This window comes from Flavobacterium sp. (genome assembly GCF_046317795.1).
In the GTDB taxonomy this organism is placed as follows: domain Bacteria; phylum Bacteroidota; class Bacteroidia; order Flavobacteriales; family Flavobacteriaceae; genus Flavobacterium.
In genome coordinates this window covers 1-16,883 of record NZ_JBKCVI010000039.1, presented here as the reverse complement: position 1 = coordinate 16,883, position 16,883 = coordinate 1, and the positions used below count along the sequence as shown (strand labels likewise).

The following is a 16,883-nucleotide window of genomic DNA, read 5'->3' as shown; positions in this document are numbered from 1 at the left end:
AGGAGGAACGCACTTGCAAGGTTTCCGTATGGGTTTAACTCGTACGTTGAAAAAATATGCGGATGCTTCGGGATTATTAGAAAAATTAAAATTTGAAATTTCGGGTGATGACTTCCGTGAAGGATTGACCGCTATTATTTCGGTTAAAGTTCAAGAGCCACAATTTGAAGGACAAACCAAAACTAAATTGGGCAATAGAGAAGTAGTTTCTCCCGTTTCTCAAGCCGTGGCTGAAATGTTGGAAAATTATTTGGAAGAAAATCCAAATGACGCTCGTATCATTGTACAAAAAGTAATTCTTGCAGCAACAGCGCGTCATGCCGCCAAGAAAGCGCGTGAAATGGTTCAACGCAAGACCGTTTTAGGTGGAGGTGGATTGCCAGGAAAATTGTCTGATTGTTCGGAACAAGATCCAGCAAAATGTGAGGTTTACTTAGTCGAGGGAGATTCGGCTGGTGGAACCGCAAAACAAGGTCGTGATCGAAATTTTCAAGCGATTTTGCCATTGCGTGGTAAGATTTTGAACGTAGAAAAAGCGATGCATCACAAAGATTTTGAAAACGAAGAGATACGAAATATATTCACTGCTCTAGGTGTTACTATTGGAACTGAAGAAGATTCTAAAGCGTTAAATTTAGAAAAATTGCGTTACCACAAAGTAATTATTATGTGTGATGCCGATGTCGATGGAAGTCATATTTCTACTTTGATTTTAACCTTCTTCTTCCGATTTATGAAAGAATTGATTGAAGGCGGACACGTTTATATTGCTGCGCCACCTTTATATTTAGTCAAAAAAGGAAACAAAAAAGAATATGCTTGGAATGATGACCAACGTGATATTGCCAATGAAAAGATGGGCGGAAGTGCCGCTATTCAACGCTATAAAGGTCTTGGTGAGATGAACGCGGAGCAATTGTGGGAAACTACTATGGATCCCAATTTCAGAACCTTGCGTCAAGTTACCATCGATAGTCTTGCCGAAGCCGATAGGGTTTTCTCTATGCTAATGGGAGATGAAGTGCCACCACGAAGAGAATTTATCGAGAAAAATGCTGTTTATGCAAATATTGATGCTTAAAAATATTTATAGTTTATGGTTTGTAGTTTTAAGTTAACCATAAACAATTAACCACAAACAATAAACAATTAAAAAATGAAAGTTACAATAGTAGGAGCAGGAAACGTTGGAGCTTCTTGTGCAGATGTTATCTCTTATAGAGGAATTGCTAGTGAAGTAGTCATATTAGACATTAAAGAAGGTTTTGCCGAAGGTAAAGCCATGGATTTGATGCAATGTGCTACCAATACAGGTTTTAATACACAAATCAATGGTGTTACCAATGATTATTCAAAAACTGCCAATAGCGAAGTAGTAGTTATCACTTCTGGAATTCCAAGAAAACCAGGAATGACCCGTGAGGAATTGATTGGCATTAATGCTGGGATTGTAAAATCGGTGGCAGAAAACTTGTTGCAACATTCACCAAACGCCACGTTTGTTATAGTGTCTAATCCTATGGATACGATGACGTATTTGGCATTTAAATCTTTGGGATTACCAAAGAATAGAATCATCGGAATGGGTGGTGCTTTGGACAGTTCTCGTTTTAGGTATTATTTGTCTAAAGCTTTAGGCAAACCTGCCAATGATGTTACGGCGATGGTTATTGGTGGTCATGGTGATACTACTATGATTCCTTTGACACGTTTGGCTTCTTATAACGGAATTCCAGTTTCTGAGTTTTTATCTACAGCAGAATTAGATAAAGTGGCTGCTGATACTATGGTAGGTGGTGCTACTTTAACAGGTCTTTTAGGAACATCAGCTTGGTATGCTCCAGGTGCATCGGTGGCGTATTTAGTAGATAGTATTTTGAATGACCAAAAGAAAATGATTGCGTGTTCGGTATTTTTAGAAGGCGAATATGGACAAACCGATATTTGTATTGGCGTTCCTTGTATCATAGGTAAAAAAGGTCTTGAAGAAATTGTTACCATTTCATTAAACGATGTTGAAAAAGCGGCTTTTGCCAAAAGTGCTGATGCCGTTCGTAATATGAATAATGATTTGAAATCTCATTTGGGATAAGAACTATTATTATTGATTTTTATAAAAAAGATTGTGCTACTGCGTGTAATCTTTTTTTTTGCTTTTACTTTTACCATTGTTGCTGCAAATGTTGTAATTGACAATACTACTGGATATACTTCAACTAGAATATCTTGCTATGTTTGGTAAAAAAAAAATCATACACTGTGAACAAAACAATCATCGTGCATGATCAAGATAAAGATGCACGGTAATCAAAACCAAAACCGTGCATCTTTTTTTTCTCCACCAATATTGGAGGAAAGTTTCTCCACTAGTATTGGAAAACAATTTGTCCACTAATATTAGAAAACAAAAAATGGTTCAAATATTCTGAATACCTGTATTTTCACTTTGATGAAGATGTTTTTGGGTATCTTTTCATATTTTTACACCTTAGTGTAAACCTATTTCAGGACCAGACAAAACCAATAAAAAATACTATTTTTAATAGTTTATTTTTTCACCATCTTCACTGTTTGATTGCCCATATCCGAAATACATTGTATAAAATACACCCCAGCCGCAAAGCCTGATACGTCAAAACTTGTAAAATCTTGGCTCACGGTTTGGGTGCGTACTGCCTGACCTTGCATGTTGTACACCGTAAGTTTTTTAACCCCATCATAGGTAAACGACAGTTGCACTTGGTTGTCAACAGGATTAGTTAACACCTGCATCACTTTTTTTTCAAACTCATTCACACTCAAAGTGCACACCGTTCCTATTTGGGTAGGTACGCTCTTGTTTACTGTGGTGCCATCACCCAGTTGCCCAGAACTATTTAAACCCCATGCCCACAACGTACCATTGCTGTCTAGGGCTAGGGTGTGCTGGCGACCACACCGCACTTTTGCCCAGTTGGTGGCAGTACCCACCGGCACAAAAACATTGGTGCTAGTAAGCGTGCCGATGCCCAGTTGCCCTGAGGTGTTTAAACCTGTAGCCCAAAGCGAGCCATTGTTTTTTAATGCTAATGTATGGATTGCAGCATTTTCTATACTTAACCAATCATTAAAATTACCTGCTTGTGTTAATGGGTATATGCCTAATATAATATTACCAATCCCTAAATTACCATTACCATTCTGTCCAACACCCCAAAGTGTTCCATCATTTTTTCTGAATACAGCACAATTACTTCCAGCAATAGCGTGCGACCATTCTCCAGTTGTTAGTAAAGGCAATTGTTGTGGTGTTCCCAAACCGCCATCAGTACCTGTGGCTAATTTACCTAAATCCCCTTCGCCAAAACCCCAAATGGTATTATCACTTCTTCGCAAAACAGTATGTCTAAAACCACAACTAATACTTTCCCAATCGGTAATTGGGGTGTTTTGAGTTAAAAATTCTTTATTACTAACATCATTAAAACCTAATTGACTGTAAACTCCATACCCACAAGACCATAGTGTGCCATCTGTTTTTTGGGCCACTACAAAGCGATCGCCCGCATCTACTTTTTGCCACGTGGTATCAGGTAATACTTGGGTAGGCACAAGTTTGGCAACAATAGTACCATCACTCAACTGCCCTTCACTATTATCGCCCCATGCCCATAGTGTACCATTTTGTTTAATAGCGTAGGTGTTTCGGCTGCCAGCCGCAACGATAACCCAATCGGTATCCATCCCTATTCGGGTTGGTACGTTTTTATTATTAGTTGTGCCATCACCCAATTGCCCGTATTGATTATCACCCCAAGCCCATAAGGAACCATCGACCTGAATGCTCACACTATGAAAACCTCCATTAAAATTACCAGCACTAATTTGTAGCCAGCATTGGCTTTTTACATACAATTGAGAAAAAAGTAAAAGAATAAGTAGTGTTTTTTTCATATAAATACAAAATTAAATCCCTGCCAAAAAGTATTTCGTTTCAGCAGGGATAAAATGAATTTAGTGTTTAATGCTTCTCAAAGTTTGTTTGTTTGCTCCCTGTTTTACAACCACTTGGTAAATCCCAGCAGCTAGGGTTTTTCCATACGAAGTGTTAACCATTTCATTAGGGCTACACATTACTTTTTCAACCAATTTACCAAGCATATCATAAATTTTAATCGTTACAGGTTCTTGGCTAGGGTTTGTCAATTGAATAGCAAATCCATCAACAAATGGATTAGGACTTAGTGTAGCATTAAATAAATTTTGTCTCTCTATTAATCGGGGAGTTGTATTTTGAAACACCAGTGCAAATCGAGTGGTATTATCAATAATGTCTGGTGTATTAATAGGAAGCTCAAAGTTGTAAGGCGTTGTTTTTATATCATAGTAATTAAAACTACCGTCTGACTGGGTTTCGCGTAAATAAAAATTGATATCGTTAAAGAGCCCATCAAACTCCGAAGCAGCAAACTGCATCGTGTTTGGTCCGCTACCCGATCTTTTGCAAGTAAACCCTATGGGAATTACTTCATCGACATAAAAGGAGTGGTTACTGCACGTCCTTGGATAGTCAGCTTATCTCCAGCTGGCGACAAGGTGTACAAATTGATGGTAAAAGGTTCTGCCACAAAAGTTTAAGCGTCATAATTTCGGTCTAGCCCATTACTAGTGGTTGCAATAGTAGTTGCATTAGAGGCATAGCCAACCAAGGTCTATTTAAACTGTTGAGGTGCTGCCGATAAATTACGTATTTGCAACCACAAACGTGCATTCTCAAAAGCTTCAATCCAAGGGGAAACTTCATCATTTCTATCTTTTGGATAATGTGCCCAATTCCATGGGAATGTTGAACGCTCAATGTGTGGCATCATGACGAGGTGTCTTCCCGTTTTGTCGCATAGCATGGCAGTGTTGAAATCGGAACCGTTTGGATTGGCAGGATACCCTTCATAAGCGTATTTGGCAACAATATTGTATTGACTTTCTTCGTTGGGTAATTTGAATTTTCCTTCTCCGTGTGAAACCCAAACGCCAAGGGTTGCCCCAGCTAATGTTTTCAACATTACCGAATGATTTTCTTGAACGGTTACTGAGGTAAATATACTTTCGTGTTTATGGCTATCGTTATAATGCATTTTTCCATGGATTTCGTGTTCAGGATGTATCAATTCTAGTTCCATGAATAACTGGCAACCGTTACAAATTCCAACTGAAAGTGTATCTTCTCTTTTGAAGAATTTTTGCAATGTTGTGTTGGCTTTTTCGTTGTATTTGAAAGCACCAGCCCAACCTTTAGCAGAACCTAAAACATCTGAATTTGAAAAGCCACCAACGGCACCAATAAACTGAATGTCTTCTAGTGTTTCTCTCCCCGATATCAAATCGGTCATGTGAACATCCTTTACATCAAAACCCGCTAAGTACATTGCGTTAGCCATTTCGCGTTCGGAATAACTTCCTTTTTCGCTAATGATAGCTGCATTGGGTTTGGCTCCCATCTCCGTTGGAGAGGGGTTGGGGGTGAGGCAACCCGTAAAATGAGATGGAAAAATATATTGTAAAGGTTGTTTTCCTAAATTTTCAAAACGTTCTTGTGCTTTGTTGTTCTTAGTTTGTTTTTTGTCGAGTAGGTAGGAGGTTTCGAACCAGATATCTCTATAAATTCCAATATTAAAACTTGTCACACTGAGCGCAGTCGAAGTGCCAAAATCTAAAAATGGAATTTCTTGAACTTTTCCTATTTTAAAGAATTCAACTTTATTAGAATTTAACCTATTTTCAAATGTTGTATCATCTTTTGCTTGAAGTACTAATCCAATGTTTTCTGCAAATAAAATTTTAACTAAATCTTTTTCTTTGAAACAATCAAAATTGAGGTTCATTCCCGCTTCATCAAAGTGTGTAGTTCCCCTTTTGGGGGCTAGGGGGCTAAAACACATTTCCAGCAAAGTGGTAATCAAACCGCCGCTACCAATATCGTGTCCGGCAAGGATTTGGTGGTCTTTGATTAAGTCTTGAATGGTGTTGAATGCTCGTTTGAAGAAATCAGCATCATTGATAGTTGGTGCTTCAGTACCAATTCTATTTAAGGTTTGTGCAAAGGAACTTCCGCCCAATTTAAAATCGTCTTGAGATAGATTGATATAATAAATGGAACCGCCGTTTCTTTGCAGAACAGGTTCTACCACTTTGGTAATATCGGAACAATTTCCAGCGGCAGAAATGATTACTGTTCCTGGTGCAATAACTTCTTCATTTTTATATTTTTGCTTCATCGAAAGCGAGTCCTTTCCAGTCGGAATATTGATTCCTAATTCGATAGCAAAATCGGAACACGCTTGAACGGCTTCATACAATCGCGCATCTTCGCCTTCGTTTTTGCAAGCCCACATCCAGTTGGCAGAAAGAGAAACACTTTTTAAACCCTCTTTTAAAGGAGCAAAAACAATATTGGATAACGCTTCTGCAATTGCATTTCGGCTTCCAGCTTTCGGGTCAATTAATCCTGAAATTGGCGCATGACCAATAGATGTTGCTATTCCTTCTTTTCCGTTATAATCCAGAGCCATTACACCAACGTTATTTAAAGGTAATTGTAACGGTCCAACACACTGCTGTTTGGCTACTTTTCCACCTACACAACGATCCACTTTATTGGTTAACCAGTCTTTGCAAGCCACGGCTTCAAGACGTAATACTTGTTCTAAATATGTAGGTATATCTTGTTCTTTATATTCTAATTCTGTATAATTTCTTGTAATTGTTTTGTCAGCCATGATGGTTTTTGGGGAACTACCAAACATGTCTTCTAAGCCGAAATCCATAGGTTTTTCACCTGTCGATATGCTTTGAAAAGTGAAACGGTGGTTGTTTGTCACATCACCCACTTGATACATTGGAGAACGTTCTCTATCGGCAATGCGTTGTAACGTATCAATATCCTTTTGACCAATAACCAATCCCATTCTTTCTTGGCTTTCGTTGCCAATGATTTCTTTGGCAGAAAGTGTTGGGTCGCCAATTGGTAATTTGTCTAAATCAATTAAACCGCCAGTTTCTTCCACTAGTTCGGAAAGGCAATTTAAATGACCTCCCGCACCATGATCATGAATAGAAACAATCGTGTTTTCATCGCTTTCTACCATACCACGAATAGCATTAGCTGCACGTTTTTGCATTTCGGGATTGGAACGTTGGATAGCGTTGAGTTCAATTCCAGAACCAAATGCTCCTGTATCTGCAGAGGAAACTGCCGCACCCCCCATTCCAATTCGATAATTTTCGCCACCAAGAATGACTATTTTATCTCCAGCTGTTGGTTTCTTTTTGATGGATTGGTCTAATTTACCGTAACCAATGCCGCCTGCTTGCATGATGACTTTATCGTAACCTAACTTACGACTTGTCTCACTGAGCTTGTCGAAGTGTTCGTGTTCAAAAGTCAAAATCGAACCTGTAATCAAAGGTTGCCCAAATTTATTTCCAAAATCGGAAGCACCATTGGACGCTTTTATTAAAATATCCATTGGGGTTTGATACAGCCAGTTTCTTTCTTTCATTCCGTTTTCCCAATCCCGATTGCTATCGGGACTGTCACCCTGAGCGCTCCCGAAGTTTTGGGAGAAGGGCTTCAAACGCGAATAAGAAGTCATATACACCGCAGTTCCTGCTAAGGGTAAGGAACCTTGTCCACCAGCCAAACGATCGCGAATTTCTCCACCCGAACCTGTTGCCGCACCATTGAATGGCTCTACTGTTGTTGGGAAATTATGAGTTTCTGCTTTTAATGAAATCACCGAATCAAACTCTGTGGTTTGATAGAAATCAGGTTTGTCGGCAGTTTTTGGTGCAAATTGGGTTACTCTTGGACCTTTGATGAACGCCACATTATCTTTATAAGCCGAAACAATATCGTTTGGATTTTCAGCTGATGTTTTCTTGATTAATTTGAATAATGAAGTTGGCTTTTCTTCGCCATCTATGACAAAAGTTCCGTTGAAAATTTTGTGACGACAGTGTTCAGAATTGACTTGTGAGAAACCAAATACTTCTGAATCGGTCAGTTTTCGACCTATTTTATTGGAAACCGAATTTAAATAGTCAACTTCTTCTTGGCTTAATGCCAATCCTTCTTGTTTGTTGTAAGCTGCTATATCTTCAATCTCCAGAATAGGTTCTGGTTTGATGTTGATGGTAAAAATGTCTTGGTTTAATTCGCTATACTTTTGCGAAAGCATTGGGTCAAAATCGGTAAAATCGGCTGCAACTTTTATAAATTCTTCAATTCTAATGATGCCTTCTATACCCATGTTTTGGGTAATTTCAACCGCATTAGTACTCCAAGGCGTTACCATTGCTGCGCGTGGACCAATAAAAAAATCCGTCAGGACGGATTTTGATATGTTTGTTTGAGAATCTGAAACAAGTTCAGATTGAAATAACCAGTTTAATTTTGAGATAGTTTCTGCCGACATCTCGTCTGCGCTCGATGTTTTTTGCGATTGCACAGCAAATACAGTAGTGGTTTCGTTTCCGAAAAAGTGAATCATTGTGTTGTGTTTAATCTGAACTTTTTTACACTGAATTTATTTTAGTGTTTCAGATTCGCATCTGATTAAGGTTCAATTTTAGTTGTTGTGCAAATTTAAGTCAAATAGTGTGGAGTGCCAAAAAAGATGCAAATAGTTTTTAACGAGCTTTTGACAATAAAAAAAAGGTTTCAATTTGCAAAACAGAAACCTTTCGTATAATGCATATTAATAAAGTTAAGGAATAAACTGATAAGCACCCAAATCTGTTGATGTAGTTCTGTCATTACTATTTATATCAAAAGGATATAGTGTTGTAAAACTGATATCATTTGGTAAATTTAAATCTTCTGATAACCATAACTGATTTAAAGATTCATCTTCAAATTTTGGATTGAAAGTTGAAGAATTTGTAGCAATGGAACAATTAACATAATGTATTGAATCTGTTGTAAATTGGTACAAAGGATTGCTTGTGAATTGATTACTAATGTTATTAAATCGTATTAAACAATGATTGAATTTGTAATTAAAAAGTGATGTCACAGTATCTGATTGAACATTGTCAAGAATCATTTCAACTTGATTTCCACCATAAATAATACAATTATTGAAATTTGCAGCAACTAAATCTTTTACATAAATGGTATCATCGGTTTCCAGATTATTATTAACTAAAACAGCAACCTGATTAGAACTTGACCAATTGTTATTGAAAGTACAATGAGTAAAATTATAAGTACCACCATAAGTACATGCTAAAGTAGCCTGACCAGCATTATTTATTACTAGATTTGCGCATTCTATATTTGATTTTCTTGCTAATAACCCAAAATTAGAACAATCATAAATTTGAGAGTTTTGTATTTTTAAATATGGTGAAGCTGTATCAGTAATTGTTGCTAAATTATTTGATAATATTCCAATAGTTGCATTTTTTAAAGTTAAATGATTGATACTATTATTTGTAGAAGTAGAATAGTTAATTATTGCACCCCATTGTCCAGGAACATTTGAAAATTCGGGTTCTAATCTGTCTCCTTCAAAAATAACTTCATTTTCCAAAGCTTCTGTAGTCGATAAACCTCCATTAATTTTTAATACAGCATTTTTACCAATTACTAAACCAGAATTTGCATGAAAATGAACTCGCGCGCCAGGATTTACAGTTAAAATTTCTCCATCAGGAACAAATGCATATCCATAGACGACATAAGGTTTAGTGTTTCCCCAAGTGTATTCATCACCATTTATAGGGTCACTATGATCTAAATTACTTCCAATAGCAATTACATTTTCTGCATCATCGTTTACACCAAAATTTACAGTTTCATATATGAAATCATCATTGACACCACTTCTTTGTGGAAAAATAAAATAAGCATCTTGTATCAACGTAACCAACTCCACTTTTTGAAAATTATCGCCACTATCAAACTGGATTTGGTCTGTGTAAAGAAAATCGGTTGGATTGGCATCAGCTACATCGGAGGTGACTTCAATGAAAATATACATACTGTCTTTTGCCAATAATTCTACATCATGAAAAATTCTGTTGTTTTCACCTGTCATACCATCAACCGTCATTCGGTATTTTGAATTTTGACCTTTGCCTAGTTGAATAGTTGGGATTTTGATGTCTTTATTACTCCTATTATATACTTTCAAAGTATAAGTACTGGAGCCAATATTGGTAAAAACGGTGTCTAAATAAACGGTGTCTTTTGAAAAAAATAAATCGCCAGTGCTAGGTTCGAAAACAAAGTCTTGGCGACAGGAACTAACTGTTATGGCTAAACTGACAAAAAATAGAATTAGAAAATTACGCATTGGTGTTTTGAATTTGTGTAAATATATATATTAATTTGAAAATCATCAACTGTGTTAATTTGTAAATACTTTTATAAACGTAAAAAAGGCAGTTTTATTATAAAATATTGTTGTTCGACATAAAAGAATATATAAATTTTTAACCGAATGTTTATAATGTATCGACAGTTCGCTCCGCTGGAGCTTGTTTTTGACTTACATCTTTTTTTTCAAACAGTTAGTCCCGATGGAACTAAATTAGCTCCATAGGAGCGACCTGTTCATAATTTGTTAAAATTTTATCGGATAAAAATGATGATAAAAATGCACTTGATTTTTTTCTAATGCCATTAAATAGTATTTTTACACTCGAAAACTTGTGGGTCGAATTGTGCAAAGTAAATATAATAACTATGGCATTTGATAAAGAAAAAGTGTTGCAACTTTGTAACGAATGGAGCAAGAACACTTTGATGGAAACCTTAGCAATAGAATATATAGATGCTGGGGAAGGTTTTTTAAGCGCCAAAATGCCAGTAAATTCTAGAGTGCATCAACCCATGGGATTATTACATGGTGGTGCTTCTGTAGCTCTTGCCGAAAGTGTGGGAAGTGCAGCTTCGCTTATGTTTATTAATCCAGAGCGGCAAGAAGTTCGGGGCATTGAGATTTCGGCCAATCATTTGAGAAGCAAACGAGAAGGAACGGTTTTTTGTACCGCCAGAATCATTCATCAAGGTGGAAGTATCCATCTTTGGGAAATTAAAATTACCGATGAAAATGATAAACTCATTTCGCTCTGCAAATTGACAAACATGATTTTACCTCGACGCTAAATGACGGATTTATTCATAAAAGTCAAAGTTCAGCAACAACAACAATTGCCTTTTGTTTTGTATTGCAAACCAAATTCGGATAGAATTGTAGGCTTATTTCAAAAGAATGACCATCTTTATTTTTTAGAAAATTTCAAAGAAACGGGTTTTGTTTTTGCCCCTTTTGATGGTGATGCCATTCCATATATTCCTCAAAAATATTCAGATGTATTGGTTGAAAAAGTAACTATTTCAGATTTTTATGTGGAGACAATAATTACCGACTCAACAGATGAACAAGCGAAAAACACCTTTGAAAGTTTAGTGCGAAAAGGATTGGAAGCCATCAAAAATAATCAGTTTCAAAAAGTAGTTTTATCCAGAAAGGAATTGGTAGATTTAATTGATTACGATTTAGAGACCGTTTTCAAAAAACTAATCTATAATTACCCATCGGCTTTTAACTATTGTTTTTACCATCCAAAAATAGGAATTTGGTTTGGTGCAACACCAGAACAGTTTTTAAAGCTAAACCAAAAATCATTGCAAACTGTAGCTTTAGCTGGAACGCAAGTAGAAGGTGTTTCTGATAAAATAAATTGGAATGAAAAAGAAAAAGTAGAGCAACAATTAGTCACAGACTTTATTACTTCAGGATTGGTTGGTAAAGTTGACAAATTGGTTGTGTCAAGTCCTTATTCTGTTAAAGCGGGTAATTTGTGGCATATTAAAACAGATCTTACTGCAACAATCAAATCAAAGAAAGCCATTGGTGAAATAATACTAGCTTTGCATCCTACTTCTGCCGTTTGCGGTCTACCAAAAGAAGCTGCCAAAGCTTTTATTTTGGAAAATGAAAAATATGACAGAGAATATTATTCTGGGTTTTTAGGAGAATTGAATATTGATTTGGCTACTTTTAGAACAGCACAATCCGATTTGTTTGTCAACTTGCGATGCATGAAAATTAAGGGTAAATTGGCCGAACTTTTTGTTGGTTGTGGTATAACTGCAGCTAGTATTCCGGGAGATGAATTTATGGAAACGGTGAATAAATCGATTACGATAAAAAGAGTTTTGTAACGTGAAGAGGGAAGAGGGAAGAGTGAAGAGGGAAGAGGGAAGATTTAAGATGGAAGATGGAAGATGGAAGATGGAAGATGGAAGATGGAAGATGGAAAAGGGAAGATGGAAGATGGAAGATGGAGGAGTGAAGAGAAAAGGACTAATCACTCTTCACTAATAAAAAAAGGACTAAATTTAAATAAAAATATAAAAATGAAATTAGACATCCTTGCTTTTGGCGCGCATCCTGATGATGTGGAATTGGGTTGTAGCGGAACGATTGCTAAAGAGGTTTCTTTAGGAAAAAAAGTAGGAATCATTGATTTGACTCGTGGTGAATTAGGCACACGTGGTTCGGTTGAAATTAGAGATAATGAGTCACGATTGGCGGCTGAAATCCTTGGAGTTTCTATACGTGAAAACTTGGATATGCGCGATGGTTTTTTTGTAAACGATGAAGCACATCAAATGAAAGTTATTCAAATGATTAGAAAATACCGTCCAGAAATTGTGATTTGCAATGCCATTGACGACCGACATATTGATCATGGAAAAGGAAGTAAACTGGTTTCGGATGCTTGTTTTTTATCGGGTTTACGTAAGGTAGAAACCGAATTTGAAGGTCAATTTCAAGAAGTTTGGCGTCCAAAAGTGGTCTATCATTATCTTCAATGGAAGAACATTATTCCCGATTTTGTAGTGGATATCACAGGATTTATTGATAAAAAAGAACAATCAATTTTGGCCTATGGTTCTCAGTTTTATTCTGAAAATTCCAAAGAACCTGTGACTCCAATTGCGACTAAAAACTTTTTGGAGAGTATTCATAATCGTTCTCAAGATTTTGGTCGATTAGTTGGGGTGGAATATGCTGAAGGGTTCACTACAGAAAGGTATGTGGCGGTCAATAGCTTATCAGATTTGATATAAAAAATTTGAACTATTCTTTGCAAAAGAAAAGAATTGTGATATATTTGCACTCGTTAAAAATGGTGGTTGTAGCTCAGCTGGGTAGAGTATTGGTTTGTGGTGCCGAGGGTCGCCGGTTCGAACCCGGTCAGCCACCCAAAAAGCAAAAGTCCCTAGAAATTGGGACTTTTTTTGTTTTTTAAAAGAAATTATTTTTCTATTCTCCATCATTTTTATCAACAGTTAATCTATCTTTTCTGTTGGCAATTTCCCAAGCAATCGCAAAAGCAAATTGGGTTCTTTTGGTCAAGGCATCAAATTCTATTTTGCTTACTTCGTCGGTAGCTTTATGATAATCAGCATGAACGCCATTGAATAAAAAGACAGATGGAATGCCGTTTTTAGCAAAGTTATAATGGTCGGAACGGTAATAAAAACGGTTTGGGTCTTTTTTATCGTTGTATTTATAATCAATAGTTAATAAATTATTTTTCTTATTTACTTCTTCGCACACCTTATATAAATCGGTAGATAGATAATCGGAACCAATTAGATATACATAATTATTGTTGTCTTTGTGAAATTCATCACGACGACCAATCATGTCAATATTCACATCGGCAACCGTATTGGCTAAGGGAAATAGGGGATTTTCAGAATAGTAACGCGAACCGTGTAAACCATGTTCCTCGCCAGTTACATGTAGAATTAAAATAGAACGTTTTGGGCCATGACCTTCATTTTTTGCTTTTTGAAACGCAGCGGCTATTTCCATTATAGCTACAGTTCCTGAGCCATCATCGTCTGCACCGTTATATACTTGGCCGTTTTTAACACCTACATGATCATAGTGAGCAGAAATAACTACAATTTCTTCTGGCTTTTCTGAACCTTCAATAAAAGCCCAAATGTTTTCGGAGTCTTTCAAATTCTCATTATACTTTGCGTTTAGATAAGAAGCAGGAATGGGCTGGTAATAGCTTGTAGCCCCTTTTGGAAAACCAATGCCATTTTTTTTATAAAAATCAATGATGTAGCGACCTGCTTTTTTCTGCCCTTCGCTACCTGTTTCGCGTCCTTCCATTTCATCGGAAGCAATAATGGTTAAATTGGTTGTTAAACTCTCAGTTGTTATTGCTTTAAAATAATCGGAAGAATCAACGTTTTTGGTAATTGATTTTTGAGAAGTACAATTTGAAAAAATCCCAACAGATAATAATAGCGCAATTGTTTTTTTAATCATGTTTTTAGTGTATGTTGATGAATGAATATAAAATTAAAAATAGTAAAACAAAAACCAATAAAATAGTATTTAAAAATAAAAGCAAACTACTTTTTATAAATGATGTTGCTCGACTACTTTGATAAAAGTTTTTAGATGCTCTATAAAAATAAAAAATGAACCACAAAAAGACAAGTATGTTTACCAAAATATCAATCGATTCTGTAAAGCTATTTTCACCAAAAAGATAAATAAACCTTAACAGAAATGTTGAAATTAAAATAATTAACAGCATGAAAGAAAAGTAATGTAAAGTAAAAATCCCATGATCAAAATAATACCATTTCTTTTTATCATAAAATAACCACAATAAAAACGCAAAAAGAGGCATATAAAAAAATAATGCTTTTGGAATGTTATGCTTTAATGATTCAAAAAATAGAGGAAGTATTTCATCTGAACTTTTATTTTGCGTTACTTTCATCAATCTTCTGCCAAACCAATAGCTAATTGGGTCTAATTTATTCTTACCAAATTTTTGGATAGAATCTAACTCTATAATTGATTTGTATGTTCCCCCTCCAAAAGAAAAGGAACTTTGTTTTTCAATAGATTTTTTTGTGTAATCAATTAAGGTGTCGTATTCTTTTTTTGTTAATTTACCTTCTTCAAATAATGATTTTAATTTTAATTCTTGAGGAGAAACAGTAATATTATCAGTTCCTATTTTATATTCCTCTTTAGTTTTGGTTAGTCCACCAACAGATGATTTAGTTTCCGTTTTAGTTTTATCTTCTTTAATTACTTCTTCAATATCACTTGGCAAAAGTGAAATTAAGAAAAAGGTAACAAAACTTATAAAAATGTAAAGTCGGATAGGTGCCAAATAAGAAAGGCGTTTCCCTGAAAGATATTCTTTAGTTAATGCAGCGGGTTTAAAAAGCAAATTTTTTATGGTTTTCCAAAAAGCATTTTCATAGTGTGTTAAATCTTCGAAGAAATGAACAAATAAATGATAAAATGTTTTACGAGTATCGGTATTCTCCTGACCACAATTGGGACAAAATCTATTCTCCACTACATATCTGCAGTTTAAACATGTTTTATCTTTTCTTAGAGGGCTTTTGGACATAATTAATAGTAAATGAAATCAATTCGTAAATCTATTAAATTTATTTCTATTTTTGATATGCAAAAAACTAAATCAATGCAATCAACAGCACTCACACCACAAGAATATTTATCCAATTTACCCGACGATAGAAAAGAAGTAATGCAAAAACTTCGAAATAGCATAATAGAAAATATTCCTCAAGGTTTTGAAGAAGTTATGTCTTATGGTATGTTGGGCTTTGTGATTCCGCATTCTATTTACCCTGAAGGATACCATTGTGACCCAAAACTGCCTTTACCTTTCATAAATTTGGCTTCTCAAAAGAATTTTATTGCTTTGTATCACATGGGAATTTATGCAGATAATCAACTTTTAGAATGGTTTGTGGCTGAATATCCTAAAAATAGTAAAACCAAATTGGATATGGGTAAAAGTTGTATTCGTTTCAAAAAACTGGATGACATCCCTTATGAGTTAATAGGTGATTTGGCTGGTAAAATTTCGGTTACCGATTGGATTAAATCCTATGAAACAGCATTCAAAAAATGATTTCAATAGAAAAAAATGCGGATACTAATTTTACAGCAATCAGAGCCATTGCCAAAGAGGTTTGGCCAATTGCATACGGAACTATTCTGAGTGAAATACAGTTAGACTATATGATGGAAATGATGTATAGTATTGACTCTTTACAATTACAAGCGAATAGTAAGAATCATCATTTTATTTTGGCAAAAGAAAATGGAGATACGCTTGGTTTTGCTTCTTTTGAATTGAATTATAGTGAAACAAAAAAAACAAAAATTCATAAAATTTATATTTTATCTACGCAGCAAGGAAAGGGAATCGGGAAAAAACTTATTGATTATATTCATACTGAAGCAAAAAATCACCTTCAAGAAGCTTTGTTGTTGAATGTAAATAAGTATAATAGTGCACAAGATTTTTATAAAAAATTAGGTTTCTGCATAGATTACGAAGAGGTTATTGATATTGGAAATGGTTATGTAATGGATGATTATGTTATGGAAAAGGAATTATAACCAATAAGATGCCTATGTAAACTAAAATGTCCCAAAAGTGAAAAACTTTTGGGACATTTTTTTATCAAGAAAATTAACTATTCTTTTATGAATTTTTGAGTGTAATTTTTATTGTTACTATCTGTTAGTTTCAATATGTAGGTACCAGTAGATAAATCATCAACATTTATATTAAGATTATTGACAGCTGTTAATTGAACTCTTCTACCTGTCAAATCATATATTTCGGCAGTGGTAAACTCAACAGGATTAGCCGTATTGATTGCAATTGTAATATTGTTTTTTACAGGATTTGGATACATCGTAAACACTGAATTTTCATATGAATTTACTCCTAGTGTTGACCCTTCAACCACTGAAAGTTTCTGATTGGGACTTACTTGATTATATGTGTCAACA

General features: G+C 35.3%; 14 protein-coding genes and 1 tRNA gene. 8 read left to right on the top strand and 7 right to left on the bottom strand.

All coding sequences use genetic code 11. The annotated features are described in order from the left end of the window. Positions 1–1,081, top strand: a 1,081-nt coding sequence (locus ACK5ON_RS02550; RefSeq protein WP_409819584.1) for a toprim domain-containing protein, incomplete at its 5' end; no start/stop codon positions are given. 75 nt (positions 1,082–1,156) lie between these two features. Continuing rightward, positions 1,157–2,092 (top strand): malate dehydrogenase, encoded by a 936-nt coding sequence (locus tag ACK5ON_RS02545; RefSeq protein WP_409819582.1) that lies wholly within the window; start codon positions 1,157–1,159, stop codon positions 2,090–2,092. A 455-nt stretch (positions 2,093–2,547) separates the two neighbouring features. Here ACK5ON_RS02545 and ACK5ON_RS02540 read toward each other — a convergent pair whose 3' ends face one another. The 4 genes from ACK5ON_RS02540 to ACK5ON_RS02525 form a co-directional block, all read right to left on the bottom strand. Next, positions 2,548–3,933, bottom strand: a complete 1,386-nt coding sequence (locus ACK5ON_RS02540; protein ID WP_409819579.1) for a T9SS type A sorting domain-containing protein — start codon at positions 3,931–3,933, stop codon at positions 2,548–2,550. Between the two features lie 60 nt (positions 3,934–3,993). Further along, entirely contained in the window at positions 3,994–4,455 is a 462-nt protein-coding gene (locus tag ACK5ON_RS02535; RefSeq protein ID WP_409819577.1) for a T9SS type A sorting domain-containing protein, read from the bottom strand. Positions 4,456–4,691: 236 nt separating this feature from the next. After that, positions 4,692–8,528 carry a phosphoribosylformylglycinamidine synthase gene (gene purL, locus ACK5ON_RS02530; protein WP_409819575.1) on the bottom strand — a complete coding sequence of 1,279 codons (3,837 nt, stop codon included), beginning with the start codon at positions 8,526–8,528 and terminating at the stop codon, positions 4,692–4,694. A 216-nt stretch (positions 8,529–8,744) separates the two neighbouring features. Further along, the gene (locus tag ACK5ON_RS02525) at positions 8,745–10,337 is read right to left on the bottom strand and encodes a hypothetical protein (protein ID WP_409819574.1); all 1,593 of its coding nucleotides are present in this window, start codon (positions 10,335–10,337) and stop codon (positions 8,745–8,747) included. A gap of 392 nt (positions 10,338–10,729) precedes the next feature. On the opposite strand from ACK5ON_RS02525, the gene ACK5ON_RS02520 reads away from it, so the two are divergent. From ACK5ON_RS02520 to ACK5ON_RS02505, 4 genes are all read left to right on the top strand, one after another. Next, positions 10,730–11,152, top strand: a complete 423-nt coding sequence (locus ACK5ON_RS02520; RefSeq protein ID WP_396175248.1) for a PaaI family thioesterase — start codon at positions 10,730–10,732, stop codon at positions 11,150–11,152. Continuing rightward, positions 11,153–12,214 (top strand): chorismate-binding protein, encoded by a 1,062-nt coding sequence (locus ACK5ON_RS02515; RefSeq protein ID WP_396175250.1) that lies wholly within the window; start codon positions 11,153–11,155, stop codon positions 12,212–12,214. Positions 12,215–12,409: 195 nt separating this feature from the next. Next, positions 12,410–13,126, top strand: a complete 717-nt coding sequence (bshB1, locus tag ACK5ON_RS02510; protein WP_409819587.1) for a bacillithiol biosynthesis deacetylase BshB1 — start codon at positions 12,410–12,412, stop codon at positions 13,124–13,126. Positions 13,127–13,188: 62 nt separating this feature from the next. Then, a tRNA-His gene (locus ACK5ON_RS02505) sits at positions 13,189–13,262 on the top strand. Positions 13,263–13,322: 60 nt separating this feature from the next. Here the strand turns inward: ACK5ON_RS02505 and ACK5ON_RS02500 are convergent. Together ACK5ON_RS02500 and ACK5ON_RS02495 are read right to left on the bottom strand one after the other, a co-directional pair. Beyond that, positions 13,323–14,348, bottom strand: a complete 1,026-nt coding sequence (locus ACK5ON_RS02500; protein WP_409819571.1) for a M28 family metallopeptidase — start codon at positions 14,346–14,348, stop codon at positions 13,323–13,325. A gap of 4 nt (positions 14,349–14,352) precedes the next feature. Continuing rightward, positions 14,353–15,459, bottom strand: a complete 1,107-nt coding sequence (locus ACK5ON_RS02495) for a DUF3667 domain-containing protein (RefSeq protein WP_409819569.1) — start codon at positions 15,457–15,459, stop codon at positions 14,353–14,355. 75 nt (positions 15,460–15,534) lie between these two features. Between ACK5ON_RS02495 and ACK5ON_RS02490 the strand changes: the two genes are divergently transcribed. Next, positions 15,535–15,990, top strand: coding sequence for a DUF1801 domain-containing protein (locus ACK5ON_RS02490; RefSeq protein WP_409819568.1), 456 nt, complete (start codon positions 15,535–15,537; stop codon positions 15,988–15,990). After that, positions 15,987–16,484 carry a GNAT family N-acetyltransferase gene (locus ACK5ON_RS02485; RefSeq protein WP_396175258.1) on the top strand — a complete coding sequence of 166 codons (498 nt, stop codon included), beginning with the start codon at positions 15,987–15,989 and terminating at the stop codon, positions 16,482–16,484. The genes ACK5ON_RS02490 and ACK5ON_RS02485 overlap by 4 nt, the downstream gene beginning before the upstream one ends. A 77-nt stretch (positions 16,485–16,561) precedes the next feature. Here ACK5ON_RS02485 and ACK5ON_RS02480 read toward each other — a convergent pair. After that, on the bottom strand, positions 16,562–16,883 hold a 322-nt coding region (locus ACK5ON_RS02480; protein ID WP_409819564.1), incomplete at its 5' end, for a T9SS type A sorting domain-containing protein.